Below are 25,172 nucleotides of genomic sequence, written 5' to 3' on the forward strand. Positions count from 1 at the left end.
TCGGCGGTGGTGGGAGACTGGGGCCGGTGAGGAAACAGGGGCTCACCGGTGTCGACGTGGTCGGTGCAGACGACGAGGGTCCGTGCCGACCCGGTGTGATCACGGTGCGCGGCAGACACGGGCCCCGGGGGCGGAGGAAGAGAACAATGCAGGTCGGAGTCGGCTCTTGAGAATTCTGCACACATCGGACTGGCATCTGGGGCGGTCGTTCCACCGGGTCTCCCTGCTCGAAGCCCAGACCGCGTACCTGGACCACCTGGTGGCGACGGTGCGCGAGCACGAGGTGGACGCGGTCCTCGTTGCGGGTGATGTGTACGACAGGGCCGTGCCGCCGCTGTCCGCGGTCGAGCTCTTCGACGACGCGCTGCACCGGATCGCCGCCGCCGGTGTGCCCACCGTGATGATCTCCGGGAACCACGACTCCGCACGCAGGCTGGGCGTCGGCGCGGGCCTGATCGGGCGGGCCGGAATCCATCTGCGTACCGACCCCGCCCACTGCGCCACACCCGTCGTCCTGCGCGACGCACACGGCGACGTGGCGTTCTACGGGCTGCCCTACCTGGAACCGGCCCTGGTGAAGGACGTCTTCAAGGCGGAGCGCGCCGGGCACGAGGCGGTGCTGACCGCAGCCATGGACCGGGTACGCGCCGACCTCGCGAGCCGCCCGGACACCACCCGGTCCGTGGTGCTCGCCCACGCCTTCGTCGCGGGCGGCGAGCCCAGCGACAGCGAGCGCGACATCACCGTCGGCGGGGTGGCCGCCGTACCCGCCGGAGTCTTCGACGGCGTCGACTACGTGGCGCTCGGGCATCTGCACGGCTGCCAGACCGTCACCGATCGGGTCCGTTACTCGGGCTCGCCGCTCGCGTACTCCTTCTCCGAGGTCGCCCACCGCAAGACGATGTGGCTGATCGACCTCGACGCCTCGGGAACGATCGCCGCCGAGCGCATCGACTGCCCGGTGCCCCGTCCGCTCGCCAGACTCCGCGGCAGCCTGGACACCCTCATCGACGACCCCGCGCTGGAGCAGCACCGGGAATCCTGGGTGGAGGCCACGCTCACCGACCCGGTGCGCCCGGTCGAGCCCATGGCCCGCCTCATCGAGCGGTTCCCGCACACACTCAGTCTCGTATTCGAACCCGACCGGGCCCCCGACGACCCGCTCGCCTCGTACGCACAGCGCCTCAAGGGGCGCGACGACCAGCAGATCGCGGAGGACTTCGTGGCACATGTGCGGGGCGGGTCCGCAGCGGACGAGCGGGAGCGAACGGTGCTGCGCGGCGCCTTCGACCACGTGCGGGTGGACGACAGCGCGCGCGAGGTGAACCGTTGAGACTCCACAGGCTCAGCCTCACCGCCTTCGGGCCGTTCGGCGCCACCCAGGACATCGACTTCGACGCACTCTCCTCGGCCGGGCTCTTTTTGCTGCACGGGCCGACCGGCGCAGGGAAGACCTCGGTCCTCGACGCCGTCTGTTACGGCCTGTACGGCGCGGTGCCCGGCGCCCGCCAGAGCCCTGGCACCTCGCTGCGCAGCGACCACGCCCCGGCAGACCTCTCCACCGAGGTCAAGCTGGAACTGACCGTCGGCGGCCGGCGCCTCGAAGTCACCCGGCGCCCCGCACAGCCCCGCCCCAAGAAGAAGGGCAACGGCTTCACGACGGAGAAGGCCCAGAGCTGGTTGCGGGAATACGACCCCGACGACGGCTGGCAGCCGCTGAGCCGCTCGCACCAGGAGATCGGCGAGGAGATCACCCAGCTCATCGGGATGAGCCGGGACCAGTTCTGTCAGGTGGTGCTCCTGCCGCAGGGCGACTTCGCACGCTTCCTGCGCGCCGATGCCGAGGCGCGCGGCAAACTGCTCGGCAGGCTCTTCGACACCCGCCGGTTCGCCGCGGTCGAGGAGCGCCTGGCCGAGCTGCGCCGTACCGCCGAAGCACAGGTCAGGGCCGGGGACGAACGCATCCTCGCGGTCGCCCAGCGGATCGCCCAGGCCGCCGGACCGGCCTCCCGTGAATCGCCGCTGCCCGACATCCAGCCCGGCGAACCGGGGCTCGCCGGCGGTGTGCTGGAGTGGGCCGCGACGGCCCGCAGCAACTCCCGGGAACTGTTCGACATCGCCGAGTCCGTACTGGCCATGGCCGAAGGCCGGCAGTCGGCCGCACGCCTGGCCCTCGACAGCGAGCGCGAACTCGCCGGGCTCCAGCAGCGTTACGAGGAGACGCAGCGACGCGCCACCGCAATCGAAGCCGGCCGCCCCGACCACGACCGACACCACGAACGGCTGGCGCGGGCCCGCAAGGCGGACCTCGTCGCCCCCGGGCTGGAGCTGCGCGACGATGCCGAGCGCGCTTACCGCACGGCCCGCGAGGTCCGTGACCGCGCCCGTGCACTGCTGCCCGACACCCTGGCCGACGCCGGTGCCGAACAACTGGCGGAACTGGAGCGAAGGCTGCGCAAGGAGCTCGGCGGGCTCGACGCCGCGAAGCGCGCCGAGCGGCGCAGCGCGGAGATCGACGCCGAGCGGGCCGGACTGGAGCGCCAGGCCCGGGCCGACGACGAGCTGATCCACGAGGCGAGAGGCTGGCTGGCCGGCTGGGAATCGACACGCCACGACCTGCGGGCACGCATCGAGGAGGCCCAGGAAGCCGCCACTCGAGCCGAACAGCTTGCCGGGCGGCTGGAGCCGGTCCGCGCACGGCTGGAAGCGGCCCGCCGCCGCGACGCGCTGGCCATCCAGGCGTCGGCCGCCGCCGAGCGGCTGGCCGCGGCCCGTGAGCAGGCCTCGGGCGCCCACGAGTCGTGGCTGGAGCTTCGCGAACGACGACTGCGCGACATCGCCGCGGAGCTGGCTGCGGAGCTGGTGGACGGCGAGGACTGCAAGGTGTGCGGTTCGGCCGACCACCCCAAGCCCGCCCGCGCGGCCGATGGGCATGTCGACCGGGCCACCGAGGAGAGGGCTCTCGACGCGTACCGGCGGGCCGAGGAGGCGCGCACGGAGGCGGACCGGGAGCTCGGGGTCGTACGCGAGAAGCACATGGCGGCCCGGGTTGCCGCACAGTCGGCCGTGCCGCAGCCGAGGGACGGCGCTGATGCCGCTGAGCCGGCTGTGTCCGGGCGGATGGCCGGGGTTGTTGCCGCTGAGTCGGCTGCGCGGCAGCCGGTGGCCGGGGCTGAGGTGGTTGCCACCGATGTGGCCGACTCCGAGCAACCCCTTCCCGGTTCCGCCCCCGAGCCCCTCGCCGACCCCACCATCGCCGAACTCGGCGCACTCGTCGACCGGTTGACGCGCATGCATGCAGAGGCGCACCGGACCGCCGCCGGTATGCACGCGGCGCGCGAGGCCCTCACAGCCGCCGAGCGGGAACAGGCCGACCGCCTTGAGAGCCGGCAGCTGGCCGAGCGCCGGGCCGCGGCACGCACTTCGCTGCGGGAAGGTCTGGACCGTGAACAGGTCGCACTGGAGGCCGAGTTGGCGACCGCCCGCGGAGATTCCGGCAGCGTCGCCGAGCGCGCCGAGCTGCTGGAGCGCCGGGTCGGTCTGCTCGCTGCGGCCGCCGAGGCGGTACGGGAGGAGGAGACGGCCGCACAGCGCCGCAAGGAGGCCGACGGCCGGCTCGCGGACGCCGCGTTCCGGGCCGGGTTCGACACCCCGCAGGCCGCGGCCGCGACCCTCCTCACCGATGCCGAACAGCGCGAACTCCAGCGTCTCATCGACGCCTGGCAGTCCGAGGCGGCCGCCGTCGCCGACCGTCTCGCCGAGACCGCGATCCGAGCAGCAGCCGACGGCCCGCGAGCCGAGGTTGACGTCGCGCGGGCCGCATATGACAGGGCCGAGCGGCAGGTGCGGGACGCCGCCGCGGCACTGGCCGCCGCACGCGAGCGCTGCGCCGAGCTCGACCGGCTGTCGCGCAGCGCCGCGGACGAGGTGCGCAGGCTCGGTCCGCTGCGCGAGGAGTACGACCGGGTGGCACGGCTGGCCGGGCTCACCGCTGGTACTTCCGCGGACAACGAACGCAAGATGCGGCTGGAGTCGTACGTGCTCGCGGCCCGGCTCGAACAGGTCGCCGCAGCCGCCACCGCACGGCTGCAGCGCATGTCGTCCGGCCGCTACACGCTGGTCCACTCCGATGCCCGCGCCGGAGGCCGCAGGTCGGGCCTCGGTCTGCATGTTGTCGACGCGTGGACCGGTCGCGAGCGCGATACGGCGACGCTCTCGGGCGGCGAGACGTTCTTCGCCTCGCTCGCCCTCGCGCTCGGCCTCGCCGATGTCGTCACCGACGAGGCGGGCGGCGTACGGCTGGACACCCTCTTCATCGACGAGGGCTTCGGCAGTCTGGACGACCAGACCCTCGACGAGGTGCTCGACGTACTGGACTCGCTGCGCGAGCGGGACCGCAGCGTCGGCATCGTCAGCCATGTCGCCGATCTGCGCCGCCGTATCCCCGCACAGCTCGAAGTGGTGAAGGAGCGGCACGGATCGGCGGTACGGCACCGCACCACGGGCGAGGTCAGCGGCTGATGGCACGCCGGGGGAGCGGCGAGGAGTGGACGACGCTCGTGGTCACGGAGCCGAGGGCACCGATCTTCCCCGTGACCTCCTGCTGGCAGCTCGATCAGACGGCCAGCACCACACCCTGGCTGTTCCCCGGACAGGAGCCCGCGCGCCCCCTCGGCGCCACCTACCTCAGCCTGAAGCTCCGGCAACACGGAATCGACCCCTTGCAGGCCGAAACAGTGCTCGCCTCGCCCTGGCCGCCGACCTGCCGGCATCGGTCCTCGCGCGATTTCACCGGGACCAGCATCAGCAACGCCACCCGCTGGACCGGCTACGCCAAACGTGACTGGCTCGACTACATCGCCAGCCGCAAGCAGGACTGACCAAAGAGGACGGCAAGAAAGAGGCGACGAGGGCAGGATTCGAACCTACGTCCACCCGGGATCAGAGCCGGGCGCTCCTCCGCAGAGCTTCCTCGTCGCCACGTCGATCATGGCTGGGGCCGCCGTATTGGGGCAACCGATTTCCCGAGGGACCTGGGACCGTCGATCACAGCCACTCTCTCGCCGCAGCGCGCTTGCCCTTGCCGGAGAAGACTCCAGCCGACCGGAGGGCGCTGGCCATGAGAGGGTCCGCAACGGCGACACCGTGTACGAGTTCGGGCGTCCGACGGAAGGCCACAGCCTCAGCCGCCGGCCTGGGGGCGGTCCAGGCTCCGACAACCGGGTCTACCCGATGCCGGGCGCAGACTGACTCGACCAGCGAGCGTGGACATTCCTTTTCGCCCCGGAGTACTTCCCAAGGCAACGGCAGCTCTGCCCAGATGTAGGTGTCCGGGTGCAGGCCGCCGCCGCTCATGCGATGCCAGTACGCCACATCGGCAGCCATCAGCCGGGGCACCTTACCCGGGCATACCCGGTCCAGGATCTTCTCCTGGCCCAGTTCGGACAGGATTGCGAACCAGTGCGCTCGGGCCGCGTTCCATGCCTGTGCGGCCTGGTTCCACGTTGACGAGTCGTCGCCGCGGCGCACGATCATCGTGTCGCGCTCCAGGGGATGCCGGTTCCAGGCGTCCTCCAGCAGTTCCGCCACCTGGCGCAGGAAGCCGTTCCACCGGACCAACAGCTGAGTGAGGTCCTCGTCGGACACCGCGGCCAGCACCTCTGCCGTGGGATGCACATGCGCGACCGCAGACCAGCAGGTCCGCTCAGGATGATCGCGCAAGCGCTGGAACAGTGCCTCGGCGACCTCGTCGTAGACCTGGCGCTGGCGGCCGTTGGTGAAGACGCTGCGCATGTAGCCCCGCGCTGTGATGTACGCGATGAAAGCCGCCGTGTCCGCGTCCGCGACGAAGAGACCGTACGGCAATGTATGGGCGAGCGCTCCCTTGCCCGTCATGGTCACCTTGCGGCGGCGCTGCTCGTGGATCAGCCGCGCCAGTTTGGCCTCCATGCGGCGCAGAAGACGGAAGCGCTTGTTGTACTGGCGCTTGGAGACCTCGCCGAGGCCGGCAGCGGTTCGCTCGGTCCGGTCGAGGCGGTCCATGCCGAAGTCGTTCTGCCCGTACGCGCGGCCTATGGACTCACCTGCACGCCGGATCACTGCCTCGATCCGCTCCGGATCGTCTCCCGCACTGTCCGGGAGTTCCGGCACGTTCACGAACAGGCTTGCCGCACGGGCGAGCTGGCGCTGTGCGCCGACCGGTCGGGCGAAATCCTCCAGCATGGAGGTATAGCCGTGCCAAAGGTTGCGCAGCGAGTGCTCGGCGGCCTTGGCGAGTGCCGCCTCAGTGGCCGCGTCGAGCTCGGTGTTCTGGGCCGCATAAAGATCCTGGATCAGCCGGGCTACATCCTCCGGGCGCTTGCGCAGTGTGAGCGAGGCGTGCAGTTCACGGAGCACTTGTTCGACTGTGGACGACGACATAAGCCTCACCTTGTCAGTCCTTGACCAACTGACCAACTGGATATCTGCAGGCCGTGGCCATGGATCGCGCCCCGGAGCCGTAATGGCGGGATTGAGACCGGACGCCAGCGTTGCGACAGGACGGCCTCGCTGTTCCGCACGGCATTCATCCACGTTTTCCGGAAGACTGCTGGTAAAAGCATCGGGAATGGCTGGACATGCCAGCCCGTGATATTGGCGGAGTACCCATGTTCTGCAGCTGCCGTATTGTCGGTATCCCAGCGATCGGTTCACCGCTGTCATGCGCAGGTTCTCCTGGTTGACGGTCGAGATGACGGCGCGGACTCCAGGGAAGTGCTCGTGGAGCCAGATGGCTTGTTCAGCCTTGATCCATCGAGCCAGTCCTTGTCGTCGATGTTCAGGGGAGGACGGCGGTGTCGTGCTGGTCAGCCACGGGGCCGCCGCTCGCCGGGACGGTGGCCACTGTGGCAGCGACGACCTCGCCAGAGGCCGAGTGCACGGCAGCGCTCACCATCAGTTGCTCACCACCTGCGGTCATCGTCGCCTCCCATGCGCGTACCGCAGCGGCACGACGAGTGCATACCGCCGGATCTCGTTGACCGTCTCCTCGCCCTCGGAGGAGGCTTACGAGCTGCTCCTGCCGCACGTCGCGGACTGGTCCCTCGCCGAGGCCCTGGTCGAGGTGGGTGTCGGCCTGGGCCGGGGCGAGGAGGTTGCGGCCCTGCTGACGGCCCGGCTCGCGCCGAGGTGCCCGTGCGCGCGGTGCGGCAGCCCGGAGTGCGGCGGGCGGTACCCGGAGCCGTTCAACGCGGTGAACCTACTGGCGTCCGTTCGCGAGGGGCAGGGCCGCACGGATGAGGCGGTCGAGGTGCTGCGCACGTACGGTTCCACGCCGGTTAACAACCGTGACCCGCTGGCCGAACTGCTGGTGCGGCACAGCCGGATCGACGAACTGCGCGCTTACGCGGCCGACGCGGACCGGCCAGAAGCCGTCCGCCATATGGCGGAGCTACTGGAGGCACGCGGCGACGTGGCGGGCGCGGTCGAGGTGTACAGGCGGCATGCGGAGCACGACGGCTGGCACGCGCCGACACTGCTGGCGCAGCTGCTTGCCCGGCACGGGCGGGGCGCCGAGGCCATCGAGGTGATGCGCGCGCTGGACAGCGCCGAGGACTGGGTCGTCGACCTGCTGTGCGGGCTGTTCGCCGCCGAGGGCCGCGCCGAGGAGGGCCTCGCCCACCTGGACGCCCTCAAGGCCCGGCGGGACAAGGAGGAGTGGGAGCTGTTCCGGCTGCGGGGCCCGCTCCTGGCCGCCTGCGGACAGCTCGACGAGGCGGTGGAGGAGGCCCGGGCGCACCCCGAGGGCGGGAGTCCGTACGCGGTGAAGAGCCTGGCCGGCCTGTTGGCCGACGCCGGACGCCCGGAGGAGGCTGTCGCCCTCCTGGACGCGGACCGCCTGGACCACCGACGGGCTCTCGGCCCGCTGCTGGTGGAGCTGGGCCGGGTCGAGGAGGCCGTGGCGCTGCTGCGGACGCCGCGCCCCGCCGTACCACTGCCGGAGCCGACGGGCTACAGCGACTGTCCGCCCTTCTAGCCAGGAACGGTTCGAGTTCGAGACCTGGGAGGGGCGCGAGCGGCGCGACGCCGACCCGCTCACCGCACCGGTCGCCTCCGACGACTGCGGCTGCTGACCGGCCGGGCCGGACGAATGCCCCCTCCCGGCCGCTCTATCAGGAGTGCCGAAAGCAGGAGGGGAGGGGGCGAGAGGCGGGTCAGAGCTTGGACAGCTCGTCCACGAGATCGTCGAGTCCGAGCGGCCCCTGCGACAGGGCGGCCATGTGCCAGGCCTTGGCATCGAACGCGTCGCCGTGTGCCTTGCGGGCGTTCTCCCGGCCGAGCAGCCAGGCGCGTTCGCCCAGCTTGTAGCCGATGGCCTGCCCCGGCATCGAGAGATAGCGGGTGAGTTCGCTCTCCACGAAGTCGGCCGGACGGCCGCTGTGGTTGCCGAAGAACTCCTGGGCCAGCTCAGGGGTCCACCGCTCGCCGGGGTGGAACGGGGAGTTCGCGGGGATCTCCATCTCCGCGTGCATGCCGATGTCCACGATCACCCGGCAGGCCCGCATCATCTGCGCGTCCAGATAGCCGAGGCGGCGCTCGGCGTCCGGCAGGAAGCCCAGCTCGTCCATGAGCCGCTCCGCGTACAGCGCCCAGCCCTCGGCATTGGCGCTGACACCGCCGATCGACGCCTGGTAGCGGGAGAGGCTGTCGGCGACATGCGTCCACTGGGCGATCTGCAGATGGTGGCCCGGCACACCCTCGTGGTACCAGGTGGAGACCAGGTCGTACACCGGGAAGCGGGTCTCGCCCATGGTGGGCAGCCAGGTGCGGCCGGGGCGCGAGAAGTCCTCGGACGGGCCCGTGTAGTACGGGGCCGCGGCGCCGCCGGGCGGGGCGATGCGGGACTCCACCTTCCGTACGCGTTCGGCGAGTTCGAAGTGCGTCCCGTCGAGGGCCTCGATCGCCTCATCCATCAGACTCTGCAGCCAGGCCTGGACCTCATCGACCCCCTCGATGTGCTTTCCGTGCACATCGAGATGGGCCAACGCCTCCCAGGGACCCGCGCCGGGCAGGACCTTCTCGGCCTCGGTCTTCATTTCGGCGAGCAGCCGGTGGTACTCGGACCAGCCGTACGCGTACGCCTCATCGAGGTCCAGGTCGGTGCCGTTGAAGTAGCGCGACCAGCGCGCGTACCGCTCACGGCCCACTGTGTCCGGCGCGCCCTCGACCGCGGGGGCGTACACATCGCGCATCCAGTCGCGCAGCGCCACGACCGACTCCGTGGCACGGCGGGCGCCGTCGTCCAGATCGGTACGCAGAGACGCCGGGCCGGCGGCAGCGAAGTCCTGGAAGAATCCCGTCCCGCCGTCGCCAGACCAATCGTCGAGCTGGTCGATGAAGGTGGCCGTGGCGCGCGGACCGCCGAACAGCTTGCGCTCCAGGCCGAGCGCGAGCGACTCGCGGTAGCCCTCCAGCGCGGCGGGAACCGCTCGCAGCCTGTCCACGACCGCTGCCCAGTCCTCGTCGGTCTCGGTCGGCGTCACCGTGAACACCTCACGGATGCTGTGCGCCGGGGAGGCGAGGTTGGAGACCGTGCGCAGCCCCTCATCGGCCTCATGGACGGCGAGTTCCGCCGTGAGGCGCTCGCGCAGCAGGCGGCCGCATCGGCGCTCGGCATCGCTGTCCGCGCCGGGCAACTGCTCGGCGGCATCGAGCTTCGCCAGGGTGGTGCGGGCGAGCTCGGCAAGAGCTTCCTGCCCCGCGGGGGAGAAATCGGGAAGGCGGCGCGAGCTCTCCGCGACACCCAGATAGGTGCCGGCGATCGGGTCGAGTTCGATGAATGCGTCGACGTAGGCGTCGGCGACCTGACGGGGCAGCGCGCTGCTGGGAATGTCTGACATGCGGACATCCTCGTACGGCGGGGGCCTCCGCGTCATCATTCTTCGGTCTCAGTTGCCTGTCCCGGCCGATCCTGCGGACGGTGGCAGCAGCGGTCCGCACTCCCACTGCTGGAATATCAGCCTGGTCTCGACCCTGGCCACTTCGCGGCGTGAGGTGAATTCGTCCAGCACGAGGCGTTGCAGATCCGCGGTGTCGGTGACCGCGACATGGACCAGGTAGTCGTCGGGCCCGGTCAGATGGAAGAGTGCGCGGGACTCGGGCAGCGTCCTGATGCGTTCGACGAACGGGCCGATGAGCTCTCTGCGGTGCGGACGGACCTGTACGGAGAGCAGCGCCTCCAGGCCGCGGCCCAGCTTCGCCGGGTCCAGACGCAGCTGATGGCCGAGAATGACGCCGGAGCGGCGCAGCCTGGTCACCCGGTCCAGACAGGTCGACGGTGCGACCCCGACCTCGGCGGCCAGTTCGCGGTAGGTGGTCCGGGCATCGTTCTGCAGCAGTCGCAGAATGTGCAGGTCCACCGGGTCCAGAACGACTGAATCGGTCATCTGCCGAACGTAGCACGGGGCTTTCGCATGAAGACCCGGTGCTTGTTCAGAGTCGTGTCATGGACACCGAATCCTCGATGGCGCCCTCGACGACGACCCGCTCCAGGGCGCTGGCCACCGAAGCCGTGCACGCAGGCCGCGACGATCTCGCGGCCCTGGGCCTGCATGCCCCGCCCATCGATCTGTCCACCACCTACCCCTCGTACGACTCCAGGGGCGAGGCCGAGCGGATCGACACCTTCGCCGCCACCGGAGCCAGGCTCGAAGGACCGCCCGTCTACGCACGGCTGGACAACCCGACGACGGCCCGCTTCGAGACCGCCCTCGCCCGGCTCGAAGGAACGGAGAGTGCCGTGTCGTTCGCCAGCGGAATGGCGGCGCTCACCGCCGTCCTGTTGGTCCGGGCGAGCATGGGACTGCGCCATGTGGTCGCCGTCCGACCGCTCTACGGCTGCAGCGATCACCTTCTCGGCGCCGGTCTGCTGGGCACCGAAGTGACGTGGACCGACCCTGCGGGCATTGCGGAGGCCATCCGTCCGGACACCGGGCTGGTGATGGTGGAGACGCCCGCCAACCCGACGCTCGCCGAGGTCGACATCCGCGCGATCGCGCACTCCTGCGGTTCCGTGCCGCTGCTCGTCGACAACACCTTCGCCACGCCCGTACTCCAGCGACCCGTCGAGTACGGTGCACGGATCGTGCTGCACAGCGCCACCAAGTACCTCGGTGGGCACGGCGATGTGATGGGCGGGGTCATCGCCTGCGACGAGGAGTTCGCCGCCCGCCTGCGACAGGTGCGCTTCGCCACCGGCGGGGTGCTGCACCCGATGGCCGGGTATCTGCTGCTCCGCGGCCTCGCCACGCTCCCGGTCCGGGTGCGGGCGGCCTCCGCGAGCGCCGCCGAACTGTCCCGCAGGCTGACGGCCGATCCGCGTGTCGTCAGGGTCCACTACCCGAAGCTTGGCGGGGCGATGGTCTCGTTCGAGGTGTACGGGGATCCGCACCAGGTGATTTCGGCCGTACGTCTCATCACACCCGCGGTCAGTCTCGGCAGTGTGGACACCCTGATTCAGCATCCGGCCTCCATCAGCCACCGCATTGTGGATGAGGGAGACCGGCAGGCGTCCGGCGTCGGGGACCGGTTGCTGCGGATGTCGGTCGGTCTGGAGGATGTCGAGGATCTGTGGGCCGATCTGTGCCAGGCGCTGAGCTCACAGGAGGCGGGCGGCCGCAAGGAGATCGGTCCTCACGGCTTCGGTCGTCAGGGTGTCAGCGGCCGGCCTGCTCGTACGGCGGCAGCGAACGAACCGGAGTCGCGTCCAGCCGTGCGGTGATGACCAGCGTGCCCTCCTCGATCTGGTAGTCGAGCGGCAGGGACAGCGCACGCATGGCCGCGACCATGCCGGTGTTGGACGCCTGGGTGACGGCGTAGACGCTCTCGCAGCCTGCCTCGATGGCGAGCGTCACCAGGCGTCCGAGGAGCTCGGAGCCGATCCCACGGCACTGCCATTCGTCCTCGACCAGGAGGGCGACCTCGGTCTCGTCGCCGTCCCAGAGGAGGTGGCCGAGGGCGACCAGCCGGCCCGAGGCCGTTTGCGCTGCCAGGGTGCGGCCGAAGCGAGGGCTCAGCAGGTGGTCCAGGTAACGGTCGGCGTCACGGACCGGTCCGTGGTACCGCAGCCGCAGCGTGTGCTCGGAGCAGCGGTCGTGCATGGCGCGGGCCGCTTCGACGTCACTGCCGTCCGCGCGGCGCACGGTGATCTCGTTGCCCTCGGGAAGAGTGAGCACCTGCTTGCTGCGCGGCGCACGGGGGCCGAGCCGGGCGTCGAGCTCTACCAGGGCGCGGGCCCGGGCGAACTCGGTCGGGGTGAACGGAAGGTAGGGCCGTTCGATGGTGATGGCGCCGCCGGACGGGTCGCGCAGCCGCATCACCGTCTCAGCCGGCATGCCCTCGGCGGGCGCGGTCTCACCGGTTGCGCGGCCGGTGATCGAGACGGTGGGCAGCGAGTGGATGGTGCAGCGGCCGAGCAGCTGACGCAGGGCGAGGGGGAGTTCGGCGGCGTCCAGGGCTGCGCGTGTGGCGAGGCCCAGAATGCGCGTCGGCGCATCCACCAGGTCGTGCGCGTCGGCCCGCTCGATCCAGGTGGAGCCGCCTCCCGCGGCGGAGATCGCCCGACTCAGCTGCTGTGCCTGGAGCGGGGCGGGGGCGCGCAGCAGGAACTCGTCGACCGTGCCCTCTGCCAGCGGGTGCGTCTGCAGGGTGAGGATGTCGACCCGGTGCCGGGCGAGCGCGACACACAGCGCGGCCAGACTGCCCGGGATGTCCCGAACGGTGGTACGCATTCGCCACAGCACCGTGCCTTCGGGGGACAGGGCCGGGCCGGCGGCGGTGGGCGTGGTCACGAGCACGGTCGCGGCGGCGTCGGTGCGGTGCGACAGGCTGTCGCTGTCGGAGATGATGTCGTTGCGGGTCGGTGGCGGGGCGTGGCTGTGGCGACGTGCCCACCAGGTGTGGAACGCGGCTGTGACGGCCAGGGCCACGGCCGAGGCGATCAGGAGATACGGTCCGTCCGGCTGGTGTCCGATCAGGTTGGCGATCGCGTCGGCCACCGCGACCGCGGTGAACAGTGCGGCCAGTTCGGTCACGTCCCGCCGCCAGTGGTGGGAGCGGCGGGCAGTCTTGGCGGATGTCACATCAGTCATGCCTTCACTGTGACTGAGCGGTGTTGCCTGATCACGAACGCTCTGTGACTGATGGGTTAAGTGTGGATCTAGTCCTCTATCATCCGGTTTGGCGGATTAATGTCTTGATCGATTGTGGTTCGCAGGAGTACTGCAGCCTCCTCCGGGCCCGGGCCATGAGCCGGTGGCGCGGCAGCTCCCGTCCGGGCCCGGACCCCGAGCGTCGGGCCCGGACAGGGGCCGTCGCGCCGGACGGGACCTGCCCGGCGCGGGCAGAACCCATCGGCCCGGACAGGTTGCCGCGGGTTACGGCAGGATGTCCTGGGCGGTCATGCCAGTACCGAACCTTGTTCCCAGGCCGCCTTCAGGCGCGCTGCTTGACGTACCAGCTGCGAGGATCCGCCGCGCGCGGCAGTTTCGGCGAGCCCGGGTATCGGCTCGGTACTTGTCGCACCACAGTGCTCCACGCACTCGGCGGCCACGGAGAGCAGGTCGCTCAGCCCGCGAGGTCCCTTCTTGTGCGCCAGCAGCCCCGGCAGAACGACGGCCAGCACGGAGAGCACTGTCCGGTATGCGCCGGTGGCGGCCGCGGTACGGGTGGAGTCCGCAAGTCGATTGGGCTTCACCAGGTTGTATCCGAGGAGGAGCGCCAGCTCCTTGCCGAGCAACGCCGCGTCCAGCCGTTGCTGGGCCGCGAGCATCAGTAGGGCGTCCACCGCCGACAGTCGGTCCTCCGGATACCGGGCTCCCAGCCCGTATGCCACGGTCAGATGTGTGGCCTCGGAGGCGGGCCCGCCGAGTTCGACGAGTGCGGTGAGCGGCTGGGCCGCGCCCCTCAGTTCATCGGTCGCACACGTTGCGATGGTCGGCAGCAGCCATGCGGCCAGTGTCTCGCCGTCCTCGGGCAGCGTGGCGAGCCAGGCCCCCGGGTGGTCGCCCCAGTGGTAGCAGATGCGATGGCGCGGGGTATGCGGATGGCCCAGCCAGTGGAAGGAACGAGGGAACTCGCGCTGGATGACCGGGCGTTCATTGCTGGCCATCAGGACGCGCCGCGTCCAGTCGGCCGGCTGTCGCATCTCCCAACCATGGGCCAAGGACTGCTGCTTCTCCAGATCGAACCGGAACACAGGCGCGAGCGGCTCGTCGGCCTGCAGCCAGGCGGCCAGCCGGTCACCCTCCGGGGTGCCGAGCAGGGAGGCCGCCGCCGCGGCCTCGTGCTGACCGTCGCGCCGTACGCGCAGCAGGGCCTGGGCGAAGTCGGCGTCCCCGGGCGAGATTCCGAGCTGCTGGTACGTACGCAGTCGCTCGACCAGCACAGCAGGGTCGAGTGAGCCGGTGTGCCACGTCGGGAAGGCCAGCAGGAACGGTGCGCTGCCGGTCAGCACGACGTCGGCGGCCTCCCACAGCCGGGCCTCCATCACCCCCTTGAGTGCGGCGTGGACGCAGGTCCCGGTGCCGGTCCAGGCGGCACGCCCGTCCTGCACGGCCTGTTCCGACACCCGTCCGAGCAGTACGGCCACAACGAGCTCGATGCCCGCGTCCGAGCGGAGCCGCCGCTCGACCTCCGGCAACGGTTCGTCGTCGAGCCACCACTGACCCGCCAGCGCATCACGCAGCGCGTCGGTCAGCGCCGACCGATCGGTGTGGGCATGGCGGACCAGCCCGTCCAGCGCCCGCTCGAACGCGGTGACATCCCTCGATGCGGATCTCGCCAGAACCACCACGTCCTCGACGAGCTCGGGCAGCGTCACCGGTGCCGGTTCGAGATGTTGCAGGGGCGGAGCGGGTGGCAGCAGCTCCTCGTACGGCTCAGCAGCCGACCGGTTGTCCAGCAGGTCGCCGAACACCTCGGCCGCAGCGGTGCGGTGCGCAGGTCCCAACAGCGAGGCGGACAGGGCAAGTTCTTCCCGCACCGCGCCACCGACGGCGGGCAGATACCGCGCCACGAGTTTGAGCGCCCGCTCCTGGACGGCGATGTCCTCATGCCCGAAGGCCTCCGCGACGACGGGCAGCAGTTCGTCGGCCGTCGACGGATCGCGGCGCAGCGCCTTGCCGATCAGCACGAGCTGGGCCCGGACCAGCTTTTTCTCGGTGCGGAACAGCACCGAACCCGACATGTCCGCCAGGGCCCGCACGGGCAGTTCTCCGCGCTCGTCCAGACGACCGAGCACCTCCTGGGCGAGGCCGGCCACGGTGGAGATCCCGTCCGCGGCCATTGCGATCCAGTCGTCGACCCGCTCGGCCTCCTCCTGCTCGGTCAGCGCGAGCCGGCGCAACACGGCCAGGAAGAACCGGAGACTGCCGGGCTTTCCGCCGCGCAGCAGCCGGGTCACGCAACCGTTGACGAGTACCAACCGCTCCAGCAGGCCCTCGTCCGTGAGGGCGGCCAGCGCCTCGGGCCAGTGGCACGGGTTGTCGGGTTCGTCGATCCAGGTCACCTGTGGCGGCAGTTCCGCCACCTCGAAGAGCCGCGGCACCATGACGGTCAGATGCGGGTCGGCACGGAGGATGTCGCGCAGCGGTCGCGTCCTCTGCCGCCGCCACGGTTCGGTCGATACTGTCTCGGCCCAGCTCTGCACGAAGCCATCAGTGGTGGGCACCGGGCATTGAGCGATCTTCACCAGCCCGGCGATCAGCTCGTACGTGGTCTCCGCCGTCGCGGCCCGCCCCGCCAGCCGATGCGCGACGTCACCGAGCCAGGCGGGGTCACGGTCTGCCAGGACTTCGAGAACCAGCGGGTACGGGGGCCGTGCCCAGCCCAGCAGATCCCGGCCGCCGATCCAGGTGGCGCAGCCCGCGGCGCCGGTGTGACAGCCCGCCCCGGCCACCAGCAGGGCCTTCCGGATCTTGTCCTGTTCGCGCCAGTGCCAGCTCCGCGCCTCCTTGCGGAGCGCCTTCAACTCCGCCAGCGCCGACCTGCGTTCGGCATTGTCCAGCCGGGCCAGCAGCGCCGACACGTCTTGCTTGCGACCTTCCCGTACCGCGGTGAGCAGCTCCTTCATCGCACGCCTCCGGCGACCGGTGCACCACGACGGACCATCCGGACGGCCAGCGTGTGCTTGCACGGGCCCCGTCGCCCGCGGTAGTCCGCCCACCACTGGCACGTACAGCTCAGCATCCCGTCCTTCTCCCTCACCTGGTAGCGGTGCTCTCCCGAGGCCACGGCCGCCACGTCCCCGTCGAGCACGACGGCGCCAGAGCCGGCCAGCTGCCGGGCCGCCACCAGCCGCGGATTGAGCCGCTCGGCCCGGTCGGCGTCGTACGGCAGCTCGCGGTGGAAGTAGGCCGCGTCGGCGAGGTCGTAGCCGACCCGGCCCGCTGTCCCCAGCCGGGTGAGCGCGGCCCGTACCCGCTCCACCGTCAGACCCGACTGCTCCGCGAGATCGGCGGGTTCGATCCGCGGCTCCCAGGCCAGGAGCACGGAGACCAGCTCGGCGTCGGCCGCGGCATCGTCGGTGGCCAGCGCATCGAGCACCCCGCCCTCGCCGGAGAACCCGCGCGAGGCATCGGGCGACAGCGTCAGGGTGAGCCGCATGCCCGGCAGCACCACCTCCCAGGCGCTCGCGGTCGCCGCCCCGTCGGCCACCGGCCCGTACACCCGCAGCGATGTCGCATGACGCAACACCCGCTGCAGTGCCGCCAGCCGCTCGGGGCCCGGCAGACACACTGCCCCCGCCACCGGCCGTGTCGTCGGCCGCAACGTCTTCCCGGCGGGAACCACCCACTGCGTGCCGCGCGAGGCATTCCCCGACGAACGAGGCAGCGAACGCAGGAACCGCACAGCCTCCGCGGCCGACAGCTCGGCCCGCAGATCGAATCCGGCGGACACCACCTGCGCCTCGGCGAAGCCGCGCAACCACCGGTCGGGCAGGGGCACCTTCTTCTCCACGACCGGACCGTCCATGGTGGTGACGGCCAACTCGTCCGGGCCCACCCGCATGTGCAACGGATCGTCCCCCGCTATCCGCGAAAGCGCCTCCCGCAGCGGATTGTTCACATCCACATTCGTTGTACCGTGACCCGTCTGCGCACCGTCCAGACCGTCCCGCAGCACATCGAGGCGCGCATACACCCCGCAACAGCCGGAGAACGACTCGAAGCGCAACCGGTCACCGTTGCCCGTCACCACCGGGTCGAGCGACGAGGGCAGGGTGCGCTGGTAATAGCGCGCGGATGCCACGTCCGCCACGGCCAGCAGGCCGCGGGCAGCGATCCTCGGCGATGTGAGAAAACCGGAGAAGAACCGGGGGTGGGGCTCGGTGCCCCGCCGCGTGTGACCACCGGCGGTCTCCAGGCCGAGGAGCTGTCCGGCCTGCGAGGACTCCAGAGCGGACGGGCGTGAGTAGGCCAATGCCTGAACGGATCGGGTCATGCAAGAACCGTAGAACCCACCACTGACAGTCGGCCCCGACCGCTTCCCGGGGCCGACTGTCAGCGTGCCGGTTCACTGTCCGACGCGCCCCGGCTGCAACACCTTGCTGAACAGCACAGAACCGCCCTGCGCCCGCAGCCGCACGGTCAACTCGCCGCTGCCGCCGTCGATGTCGACCTCGCCGAAGAACTGCGGAGACTCCATCGGCGACACGTTCGCGCGGACGGGCGCCCGCACGAAGACCTGGTCGGGACCGAACGTTGCGTCGAGTGCATTGGCCGGGAACCGACCGGCCGCCAGTGGTCCGGACACGAACTCCCAGAACGGTGCGAAGTCCTTGAACGCTGCGCGCTCGGGCTCGTAGTGCTGCGCCGATGTGTAGTGCACATCGGCCGTCAGCCAGATCGTGCCGGTGATCCGCCGGTGCTTGATGTACCCAGTTCCGCGATCTGGAGATCACGGCCGAGCGGGGCTCCGGGATCGCCCTGTGCGACCGCTTCGCGCGGCAGCCTTCTGGTCGGGCTCGGTGTGGTGCTCGGCTCGGGCGTCCTGCCTCGGAGTGGCGCGGCGCGGGGTGCCGAATCAGCGGCTGGTGTCGAGAATGACGCGCGCCACGAGCGCCCGATCATCGTTCATCGGAACATGTCCGCAACCGGGCAGCCGCACCAGCCGGGCACCGGGAATGGTGTGCTTGGCCCTGATCCCCTGGCGACGCAGCAGCAGCCGGTCGCGGCTGCCCCAGGCGACGGTCACGGGCAGCCCCGGCACGTCGTCGGTGAACGTGACACTCCGCCCGACGGCAAGCGTCTGGTGGAAACCGGTCGCCTCGCGCAGGGCGATGGTCTCCGCGACAACGGCACCGGGTGAACGGCGGCCGGGCCGGGCATAGATGGTGCTGGTCAGCGCCGCACGTCCGGCCGCGCTGCGCGAGAGCCGTTCGATCAGCGGGATGGGCATCGACAGCGCGCCCCGCCGCATCGCCCGCAGCGTCCCGAAGGCATAGCGCCGCTCGCTCTCCGTCCAGAAACCGGCGGGCGACAGAGCCGTCACCGACCGCACGAGCTTCCAGCGGCCCAGCTCCAGGGCCAGCAGACCGCCCAGCGAATTGCCTGCCACATGCGGCCGGCCCAGGCCGAGCTCCTCGCAGAACGCTCCGAGCACCGGGACCAAGCTAGCCAGGTCGTACGGAACACCGTCGGGCAGTGCCGAGGAGGCACCGAAACCGGGAAGGTCCACGGCTATCACATCCCGTTCCACGGCCAGGACGGGCACTACCGGATCCCAGGCCTGACGGTGGTGGCCGATGCCGTGGAGCAGGAGCAACGGCTCCCCGGAACCGGTCCGTTCATACGCGACGGACATGGCCCGAGGTCCTTGAGGTGAGTCGACGCTGAACGAGACCGTGATGGCCATGCCGGTGCTCCCGGGGTGATCCGGCATGAACGGGCCATCCCTGAAGGTGACTTAGACGTCTCGTCAACAACAATTACCGCTCAGTAGCTTGCAGTTCAAGAGGCCGGGCGGTTCGTGCTGGACAGACTGCGGAGTCTCGGCTGGGATGGAGGGGTGACAGCCGACACCGCGACCGACGTCTTCGAGGACCACCGCCCCGTGCTCACCGGGGTTGCCTACCGCATGCTGGGCAGGATCGCCGATGCCGAGGATGTGGTGCAGGAGGCATGGCTGCGCTGGTCGTCCGCATCGCGTGAGGATGTACGGGAGCCGCGCGCCTTTCTCGTGAGGATCGCCACCCGTCTCGCCATCGACCGGTTGCGGCAGGTGCAGTCGCGGCGCGAGGCGTACGTCGGACCGTGGCTGCCGGAGCCCCTCGTCACCGATTTCGGGCCGGCCGTGCCCGATACCGCGGAACAGGCGGTTCTCGCCGACTCCGTATCGGTTGCTGTGCTTGTCGTCCTCGAATCGCTGTCGCCGCTGGAGCGGGCCGTCTTCGTCCTGCGCGAGGCGTTCGGCTTCCCGTACGCCGAGATCGCCGCCACCCTGGACCGGACCGAGGCCGCGGTGCGGCAGCTCGCAGGACGTGCGCGGCACCATGTCGAGGAGCGTAAACCGCGCTACGACGTCGACCCGGCCCAGCGCCGTGACCTCACGGAACGGTTCCTCGCCGCGGCGGCGGGCGGTGACATCGAGGAGCTTCTGGCCCTGCTCGCGCCCGATGTGCGCCTCGTCGGCGACAGCGACGGAAAGTGCAAGGCGCCGCTGCGGGTCATCGAGAGCGCCGACAAGGTCGGCCGCTTCCTCTATGCCGTGGCCCACGACCAGGTCCAGGACCTCGACATCCGGTTCCTGGAGCTCAACGGTGCGCCGAGCCTGCTGGTGCTCTTGGGCGGAAAGCCCGACTCCGTCTTCCAGGTGGACGTCAAGGACGGGCTCATTCAGTGCGTATATATCGTGCGCAATCCCGACAAGCTCGCCAACCTCGCCGGCGTGTAGCCGGACCTCCCGGCGGCTGGTCGCGCTCCCAACCGTCGCAAGCGCCTCAGGTTTGCCCAGGAATCCCTCTGCCGTCCCTGCCCGAAGCCCCACGGTCCGCCCGGCCGTGGGGCCTTGTGCTGCGGGCGGCTCGCGGCACCACGAACGTCCTGTGAACGCTCTGCGGCAGAGGACCGTTTCGCTGCGTGACCGAAGGAGGATTGGTCTTGACCAAGGGGGTGTCCCGTCCTATGGTCTCAGCGTTAAGACAGGAACCTTTAATAAATAACGTCGCGGAAAAGCCGCTGGGCGATTGCGGAGGACAGGGTGGGGACCACGCAGCTGAAAACGGTGCAGGAGCCGAAGTACTGGCACCTCAAGACCGTGCTCAGTGAGGCACTCGACTCGGACTTCGCGGTGGGCGAGATCCTGCCCAACGAGCGCGAGCTCGCCGCCCGGTTCGGAGTCGCCCGAGCCACGCTCCGGCAGGCTCTGGAACAGCTCGAACTCGAAGGCAGGCTGCAGCGCCGCCGCGGCGTCGGAACCACCGTCGCCCCGCCGCGCGTCGGAGTCGCCGTCTCCACGGCACAGCGGGACTGGTCCGACGGCGGTGTCGGCGAGGCGTGGCAACCCGTGGACTGCACGACGGCGGTCGCACCGGCATCAGTGGTGGCCATGCTCGACGTGGACGGCGACGAGCCGGTGCACATCGTCCGCCGGATCCGGGTCACCCACGGTCAGGCGGTCGCGGCGGAGCTGCTGTACGTCCCGTCGGCGTCCGTGCCCGAACTCTCCGCGATCGACGCCCCGTCCGGCCCCGCCCGGGCCCGCAGCGTCCTGCGTGAACTGCACCGCCTCGGCCTCGACGGCCAGGACCGTTCGGTGGAGCTCGGTTCGGCGCGCGTGGACGACGCCAAGGAGCTCGACCGGCTTCCCGGCGCCCCTGTTCTCGTCGTCACCACCCGGTATCTCGTGGCGGGCGGTACCGCGGCGCTCTCCGTCGCCACCTACCGGGCCGACACGTGCCGACTCACCTTCGGTGACTCGGGCGACCTGGAGATCAGCCATCGCGGCCAGGAGCGCCAGGCCTCCTGAGCACGACCGGCTCCGCCGGTCTGCCATGTCTGCGTACGGCCCGTCGCCCTCAGCGGCGGGCCGTCACCGTTCCCTCCACCGCGAAGAGCTGCTCCTCGACATGGTCGAGAGCCAATCGCAGAGCCCCCGTGGCCACCGCCGCCTCGCCGAGCAGCGACAGCGTGACCCGCGGAGGCCGAAGGCAGTAGCGGGCCAGCTCACGGCGGAGCGGATCCAGCACACCGTCCAGCCCCGCGGCCCAGCCGCCGATCACCACAAGCTCGGGGTCCAGCGCCAGCACCAGCGCCGCGACATCGTGCACCAGGCGCTGAATGAACCGCTCGACCGCCGCCTGCGCCCGGACATCGCCATGCCGTGCCTTTGCGAACACGGCGGCGACCGCAGGCTCGTCCAACGGGTCCAATGGCGTGTCCGTCGTCGACAGAAGCTTCTCCGGCGTCGCCTCGCTGCCGAGGAGATGCAGTGCGCCGATCTCACCCGCCGCACCGCCGAAACCGCGGTGCAGCCGCCCGCCGATCAGCGAACCGGCGCCCGGGCTCAGCCCTGCCAGGACGAACACGATGTCGTCGGACTCGGTGGCCGCACCCTTCCAGTGCTCCGCGACCGCCGCGGCATTGGCGTCGTTCTCCACGAGGACGGGACAGCGGAAGGAGCGCCTCAGCCGCTCACCCAGCGCCAGACCGGTCCAGTCCGGCAGTGCGGTGCCCAGCCGTACTGTCCCGTCGGCCTCCACGATGCCCGGGCTGCCGACCCCGACCGCGCGCAGACTGCTCCGGGCCACGCCCGTCCGCCGCAGGACATCGGCGACCACGGCCCTGACCTTGTCGAGCCGGTCGTCGGCGCAGGCTGTTTCCGACACCTCGCGTGAGCCCGCCCCGATGATCCGGCCGTCCAGCCCCGACAGCAGTGCGGAGATCCGGCGCGGGCCGATCTCGATGCCGAGCAGATGCCCGGCCTCGGCGCGGAACCGGAACCGGCGGGCCGGCCGCCCCTGACGTCGGGTCTCGCCCCCGTCGGGCAACGACTCCACGACCAGTCCGGCCTCGAAGAGCCCCTCCATGACGCCCTCGACCGTCGGCCGGGACAGACCTGTGATCCGGGTCAGGTCCGTGAGGGTGGGGGAGTCGGCGCCCCGGAGGGCATGCAACACCACCGCGGAATTGATCCGTCGCAGCAGTGACGGATCCCCACCGGTCAGCCGACTCACGGTGTGTCCTCCCAGCTCGTGCGCATGTCAGGCGGATGGTACTCGCTGCCCGGGTGCAGGGCGACTGCCGGCCGGAACGGGTATCCGGGGCCGGCGGCCCTCAGCTCGGAGCGACGAACCCGGACTCGTACGCTGCGATCACCGCTTGGGTACGGTCCCTCGCACCCAACTTGGCCAGTACGGCGCTGACATGGGTCTTCACCGTCTCGACACCGACCTCGAGCTTGGCGGCGATCTCCGCGTTCGACAGGCCACGGGTCATCAGCCGGAGGACCGCAGCCTCACGCTCGGTCAGCGACGCCCGGTCCATGGCCGCGCGCGCCTTGCTCGTGCCGTACTCGGCGGCGAGTTGCCGGACGGCCGCCGGGAACAGCAACGACTCGCCCTCTGCGACCAGGCGCACCGCATGCACGATCTCGGCGGGCCGGGCACGCTTGAGGAGAAAACCGTCCGCTCCGGCGCGCAGCGCCTCGTACACGTACTCGTCGTTCTCGAATGTGGTGACCACCAGGATCTTCGGTGGTTCCGGTACGGTCCGCAGCACCACCCGCGTCGCCTCTATGCCGTCCATCAGCGGCATCCTGACGTCCATGGCCACCACATCGGGGCGCAGCTGATGCAGCAACGGGATCACTGCGGCGCCGTCACCCGCCTCGCCCACCACCTCGATATCGGGCTGAGCCTCAAGAACCGCGCGCAGCCCCGCGCGGACGAGGGGTTCGTCATCGACCAGAAGAACGGTAACCGGCATCAGGTCAGCCTAGGCCGTTCAACGGAAGACTTGCGTGCACCCTCCATTCGCCGTCGTGCGGACCTGTCTTGGCCTTTCCGCCCAGCAGCGCGGCCCGCTCGCGGATGCCCCGCAGCCCGCTCCCACCGCCCGGCGTTCCCACGGAATCAGTGAGCGGATTGGTTACCTCCATCTCCAGCCGGCCGCTCGTGACGCTGATCCGCACCCGGACGGGAACCGCCCCGGAGTGACGTAGCACATTGGTGAGAGATTCCTGAAGGATCCGGTACCCCTCGCGGGAGACCGCCCCCGGAACCTGCTCCAGCGGACCGGAGACGTCCGCATCGATCTTCGCCCCCGAACCACGCGCGGAGTCCAGGAGCCGGTCCGCTTCCGAGAGCGTCGGCCGCTGCCCCACCGGTGTTCCCGATTCGCGCAGCACCCGCAGAACCCGCTCCAGATCGTCGAGCGCGTCCCTGCCGGTCTCCTCGATCGCGGCCAGTGCCCGCTCGGTGAACTCCGGGTCGTCAGCCGCCCGGGCCGCACCCGCCTGTACGACCGCGACCGTCAACGCGTGTCCGATCGAGTCATGCAGCTCCCGTGCGATGCGATTGCGCTCCAGCAACTGCTCGGTGCGCTCCTCCAGAGCGGTCAACCGCTGCACCGGTGAGGGACCGAGGAGCCGACGGGCGGTCGCGGTGATCAGCTCTCCGTTCGCCGCGACCACGGCAAGCAGCACCAGGATGGGCAGAGGCGCCAGCAGGGCGTACCACCAGTGCGGCTCCACCCCGCGGACCAGCCATTCGCCGCTCGGGACGTCGCCCGCCGCGGTGAGGACGAGATCAACCGCGGTCGCCGGCAGCCACACTGTTGAGAACCCCACGGCGACGCAGAGCAGCAGTCGTATCTCCAGCCACAACACGGTTCGCCAGCGATCCGCCCAAGTGGCCGCAGCGCTTGCGGAGATCGCCGCGTGGGGGCTGCCCCGCTCGGCAGGCGTGAGCAGGAGCTGTGCCTGAACACCCTCGGCCAGCCGCACGGCGGGCAACAACCCCACTGGCACAGCGAGGACCACGGGCGCCCACGGAGTGTCCGGGGAGATGAACACCCACACGCTGTAGACCGCACCCGGGATGAGGAGATGCAGCCACCGGGTGTAGGTGACAGGTGTGGCGAGCGGGCGGAGAAGGCGGAACATGCTGCCATCGTGTCAGCCCGCACGGGCCCGGTGGCTCCCTCGAGGCAGGCCTCGGCGCGGTCGGCGGGCGTCTCCTTCGTGATCGGCGACGTCGTCGGTGGCGCGGCACAATATCTGCCCGACAGGGCAGGACAGTTGGTGCTCCACCAGAATCCCGAAGGCAGTCTCGGACCGTGGAGCGGACTCGCGGTGCCAGCGGCGTGGGCAGCGGCCGCACAGCCGGCAGGCTGGTGGACGATCCGGCGAAGGGACGTATAGCCCGCTGCCACGTCCTCAAAGGTGGAGCAAACGAGGCAGGACGACGGTATCCGCCTCCTGCGGACGGGTCCCGCCACCAACCCTCCGCGACGGCCCCGCCATCGCTCGCCGTGATGGGCCAGGCGCCAGCCTCCTGCCACGGACACAACCGCAACCGCAACCACAACCACGACCATCGGCGTCGAGCCGCCGTGCAGGCGCCGGGGAGTCAGGATCCTTCGGTGGTGCTGATGCCGTCGCATTCGACAGAGGTGCGGAGGCGTCCGTACTCCTGCGCCATCGTCTGAGCGTTCCAATGGGCGTTCAGGCCGCTGGGGTTGGGAAGGGCCCAGACGCGGGCGTCGCCGATCGTGTGATCCTGCGGACCGATCCGGGCGGTTCGTATCCCGAAGGCGGTGCGGTACGCAGTGACCCCCACGACTGCCAGCCACCGCGGTCGCAGCTGCTCGACCTTGGCTGCCAGCTTCTGTCCGCCCTCACGGAACTCCTCGGTGGACAGCTCGTCCGCCCGTGCGGTGGCCCGGGCGACCACATTGGTGATGCCCAGGCCGTATCGCAGCAGTTCGGTCTGTTCTGCCGGCTTCAGCTGCCGAGGGGTGAAGCCGGACCGGTGGAGTACCGGCCAGAAGCGGTTGCCGGGGTGGGCGAAGTGGTGGCCCGTTGCCCCTGTCATCAGGCTCGGGTTGATCCCGCAGAACAGCACACGCAGGCCGCCCGCGACCACATCGGGAACGGTGCTGTCGCGGGCGGCCTGGAGCTCTTCGGGTGTCATCCGG

General features: G+C 70.4%; 18 protein-coding genes, 1 tRNA gene and 4 pseudogenes. 8 read left to right on the plus strand and 15 right to left on the minus strand.

Annotation, left to right across the window (positions count from 1 at the left end; translation table 11 throughout):
- The first annotated feature begins 166 nt into the window (after positions 1-166).
- Entirely contained in the window at positions 167-1,333 is a 1,167-nt protein-coding gene (locus tag OG953_RS36305; protein WP_405689561.1) for an exonuclease SbcCD subunit D, read from the plus strand.
- Positions 1,330-4,521: an AAA family ATPase gene (locus OG953_RS36310; RefSeq protein ID WP_405689563.1), complete on the plus strand. Its 3,192-nt coding sequence runs from the start codon at positions 1,330-1,332 to the stop codon at positions 4,519-4,521. The genes OG953_RS36305 and OG953_RS36310 overlap by 4 nt, the downstream gene beginning before the upstream one ends.
- Here the strand turns inward: OG953_RS36310 and OG953_RS36315 are convergent.
- The 4 genes and pseudogenes from OG953_RS36315 to OG953_RS36330 all read right to left on the minus strand — a co-directional run.
- Positions 4,511-4,603: pseudogene (locus OG953_RS36315) on the minus strand (Lrp/AsnC family transcriptional regulator); the annotation flags it as partial. The gene OG953_RS36310 and the pseudogene OG953_RS36315 overlap by 11 nt on opposite strands.
- A 301-nt stretch (positions 4,604-4,904) precedes the next feature.
- Positions 4,905-4,977 (minus strand) — tRNA-Gln (locus OG953_RS36320).
- Positions 4,978-5,046: 69 nt separating this feature from the next.
- Positions 5,047-6,420 (minus strand): hypothetical protein, encoded by a 1,374-nt coding sequence (locus tag OG953_RS36325; RefSeq protein WP_405689565.1) that lies wholly within the window; start codon positions 6,418-6,420, stop codon positions 5,047-5,049.
- A gap of 397 nt (positions 6,421-6,817) precedes the next feature.
- Complete coding sequence (locus tag OG953_RS36330; protein WP_405689567.1) at positions 6,818-6,958, minus strand: hypothetical protein; 141 nt, start codon at positions 6,956-6,958, stop codon at positions 6,818-6,820.
- Positions 6,959-7,015: 57 nt separating this feature from the next.
- Here OG953_RS36330 and OG953_RS36335 point away from each other — a divergent pair, with 57 nt between their 5' ends.
- Both OG953_RS36335 and OG953_RS36340 read left to right on the plus strand, forming a co-directional pair.
- Positions 7,016-8,014 (plus strand): hypothetical protein, encoded by a 999-nt coding sequence (locus OG953_RS36335; RefSeq protein ID WP_405689570.1) that lies wholly within the window; start codon positions 7,016-7,018, stop codon positions 8,012-8,014.
- 1 nt (position 8,015) lies between these two features.
- Positions 8,016-8,111 (plus strand): annotated as a pseudogene (locus OG953_RS36340) (rhodanese-like domain-containing protein); the annotation flags it as partial.
- 81 nt (positions 8,112-8,192) lie between these two features.
- Here OG953_RS36340 and OG953_RS36345 read toward each other — a convergent pair.
- The gene (locus OG953_RS36345; protein WP_405689572.1) at positions 8,193-9,878 is read right to left on the minus strand and encodes a DUF885 domain-containing protein; all 1,686 of its coding nucleotides are present in this window, start codon (positions 9,876-9,878) and stop codon (positions 8,193-8,195) included.
- A 48-nt stretch (positions 9,879-9,926) separates the two neighbouring features.
- Positions 9,927-10,424 (minus strand): Lrp/AsnC family transcriptional regulator, encoded by a 498-nt coding sequence (locus tag OG953_RS36350; protein ID WP_405689574.1) that lies wholly within the window; start codon positions 10,422-10,424, stop codon positions 9,927-9,929.
- Between the two features lie 59 nt (positions 10,425-10,483).
- Between OG953_RS36350 and OG953_RS36355 the strand changes: the two genes are divergently transcribed.
- Positions 10,484-11,758 (plus strand): trans-sulfuration enzyme family protein, encoded by a 1,275-nt coding sequence (locus tag OG953_RS36355; RefSeq protein WP_405689576.1) that lies wholly within the window; start codon positions 10,484-10,486, stop codon positions 11,756-11,758.
- Here the strand turns inward: OG953_RS36355 and OG953_RS36360 are convergent.
- From OG953_RS36360 to OG953_RS36380, 5 genes and pseudogenes are all read right to left on the minus strand, one after another.
- Positions 11,694-13,127, minus strand: coding sequence for a GNAT family N-acetyltransferase (locus OG953_RS36360; protein ID WP_405689578.1), 1,434 nt, complete (start codon positions 13,125-13,127; stop codon positions 11,694-11,696). The genes OG953_RS36355 and OG953_RS36360 overlap by 65 nt on opposite strands.
- A gap of 308 nt (positions 13,128-13,435) precedes the next feature.
- The gene (locus OG953_RS36365) at positions 13,436-16,108 is read right to left on the minus strand and encodes a DUF6493 family protein (protein WP_405689581.1); all 2,673 of its coding nucleotides are present in this window, start codon (positions 16,106-16,108) and stop codon (positions 13,436-13,438) included.
- Positions 16,105-17,478, minus strand: coding sequence for an SWIM zinc finger family protein (locus tag OG953_RS36370; protein ID WP_405689583.1), 1,374 nt, complete (start codon positions 17,476-17,478; stop codon positions 16,105-16,107). Before OG953_RS36370 ends, OG953_RS36365 begins: the two co-directional genes overlap by 4 nt.
- 72 nt (positions 17,479-17,550) lie before the next feature.
- A pseudogene (locus OG953_RS36375) lies at positions 17,551-17,978 on the minus strand (alkaline phosphatase D family protein); the annotation flags it as partial.
- A gap of 82 nt (positions 17,979-18,060) precedes the next feature.
- On the minus strand, positions 18,061-18,891 hold the full coding sequence (locus tag OG953_RS36380) for an alpha/beta fold hydrolase (protein ID WP_405689585.1): 831 nt from the start codon (positions 18,889-18,891) through the stop codon (positions 18,061-18,063).
- A gap of 153 nt (positions 18,892-19,044) precedes the next feature.
- Between OG953_RS36380 and OG953_RS36385 the strand changes: the two genes are divergently transcribed.
- Complete coding sequence (locus OG953_RS36385; RefSeq protein ID WP_405689587.1) at positions 19,045-19,929, plus strand: RNA polymerase sigma-70 factor; 885 nt, start codon at positions 19,045-19,047, stop codon at positions 19,927-19,929.
- A 306-nt stretch (positions 19,930-20,235) separates the two neighbouring features.
- A complete protein-coding gene (locus OG953_RS36390) occupies positions 20,236-21,003 on the plus strand; it encodes a GntR family transcriptional regulator (RefSeq protein WP_405689590.1) in 768 nt (255 codons plus the stop codon).
- 49 nt (positions 21,004-21,052) lie between these two features.
- Here the strand turns inward: OG953_RS36390 and OG953_RS36395 are convergent, their stop codons facing one another.
- The 3 genes from OG953_RS36395 to OG953_RS36405 form a co-directional block, all read right to left on the minus strand.
- Entirely contained in the window at positions 21,053-22,210 is a 1,158-nt protein-coding gene (locus tag OG953_RS36395) for an ROK family protein (RefSeq protein WP_405689592.1), read from the minus strand.
- Between the two features lie 100 nt (positions 22,211-22,310).
- Complete coding sequence (locus tag OG953_RS36400) at positions 22,311-22,961, minus strand: response regulator (protein ID WP_405689594.1); 651 nt, start codon at positions 22,959-22,961, stop codon at positions 22,311-22,313.
- Between the two features lie 4 nt (positions 22,962-22,965).
- Entirely contained in the window at positions 22,966-24,138 is a 1,173-nt protein-coding gene (locus tag OG953_RS36405) for a histidine kinase (RefSeq protein WP_405689596.1), read from the minus strand.
- A gap of 69 nt (positions 24,139-24,207) precedes the next feature.
- Here OG953_RS36405 and OG953_RS36410 point away from each other — a divergent pair.
- Positions 24,208-24,396 (plus strand): annotated as a pseudogene (locus tag OG953_RS36410) (ABC transporter permease); the annotation flags it as partial.
- Positions 24,397-24,604: 208 nt separating this feature from the next.
- On the opposite strand, the gene mug reads toward OG953_RS36410, so the two are convergent.
- The gene (gene mug / locus OG953_RS36415) at positions 24,605-25,168 is read right to left on the minus strand and encodes a G/U mismatch-specific DNA glycosylase (RefSeq protein WP_405689598.1); all 564 of its coding nucleotides are present in this window, start codon (positions 25,166-25,168) and stop codon (positions 24,605-24,607) included.
- Between the last annotated feature and the right edge of the window lie 4 nt (positions 25,169-25,172).

Source organism: Streptomyces sp. NBC_00057 (genome assembly GCF_045041165.1).
Classification (GTDB): Bacteria; Actinomycetota; Actinomycetes; order Streptomycetales; family Streptomycetaceae; genus Streptomyces.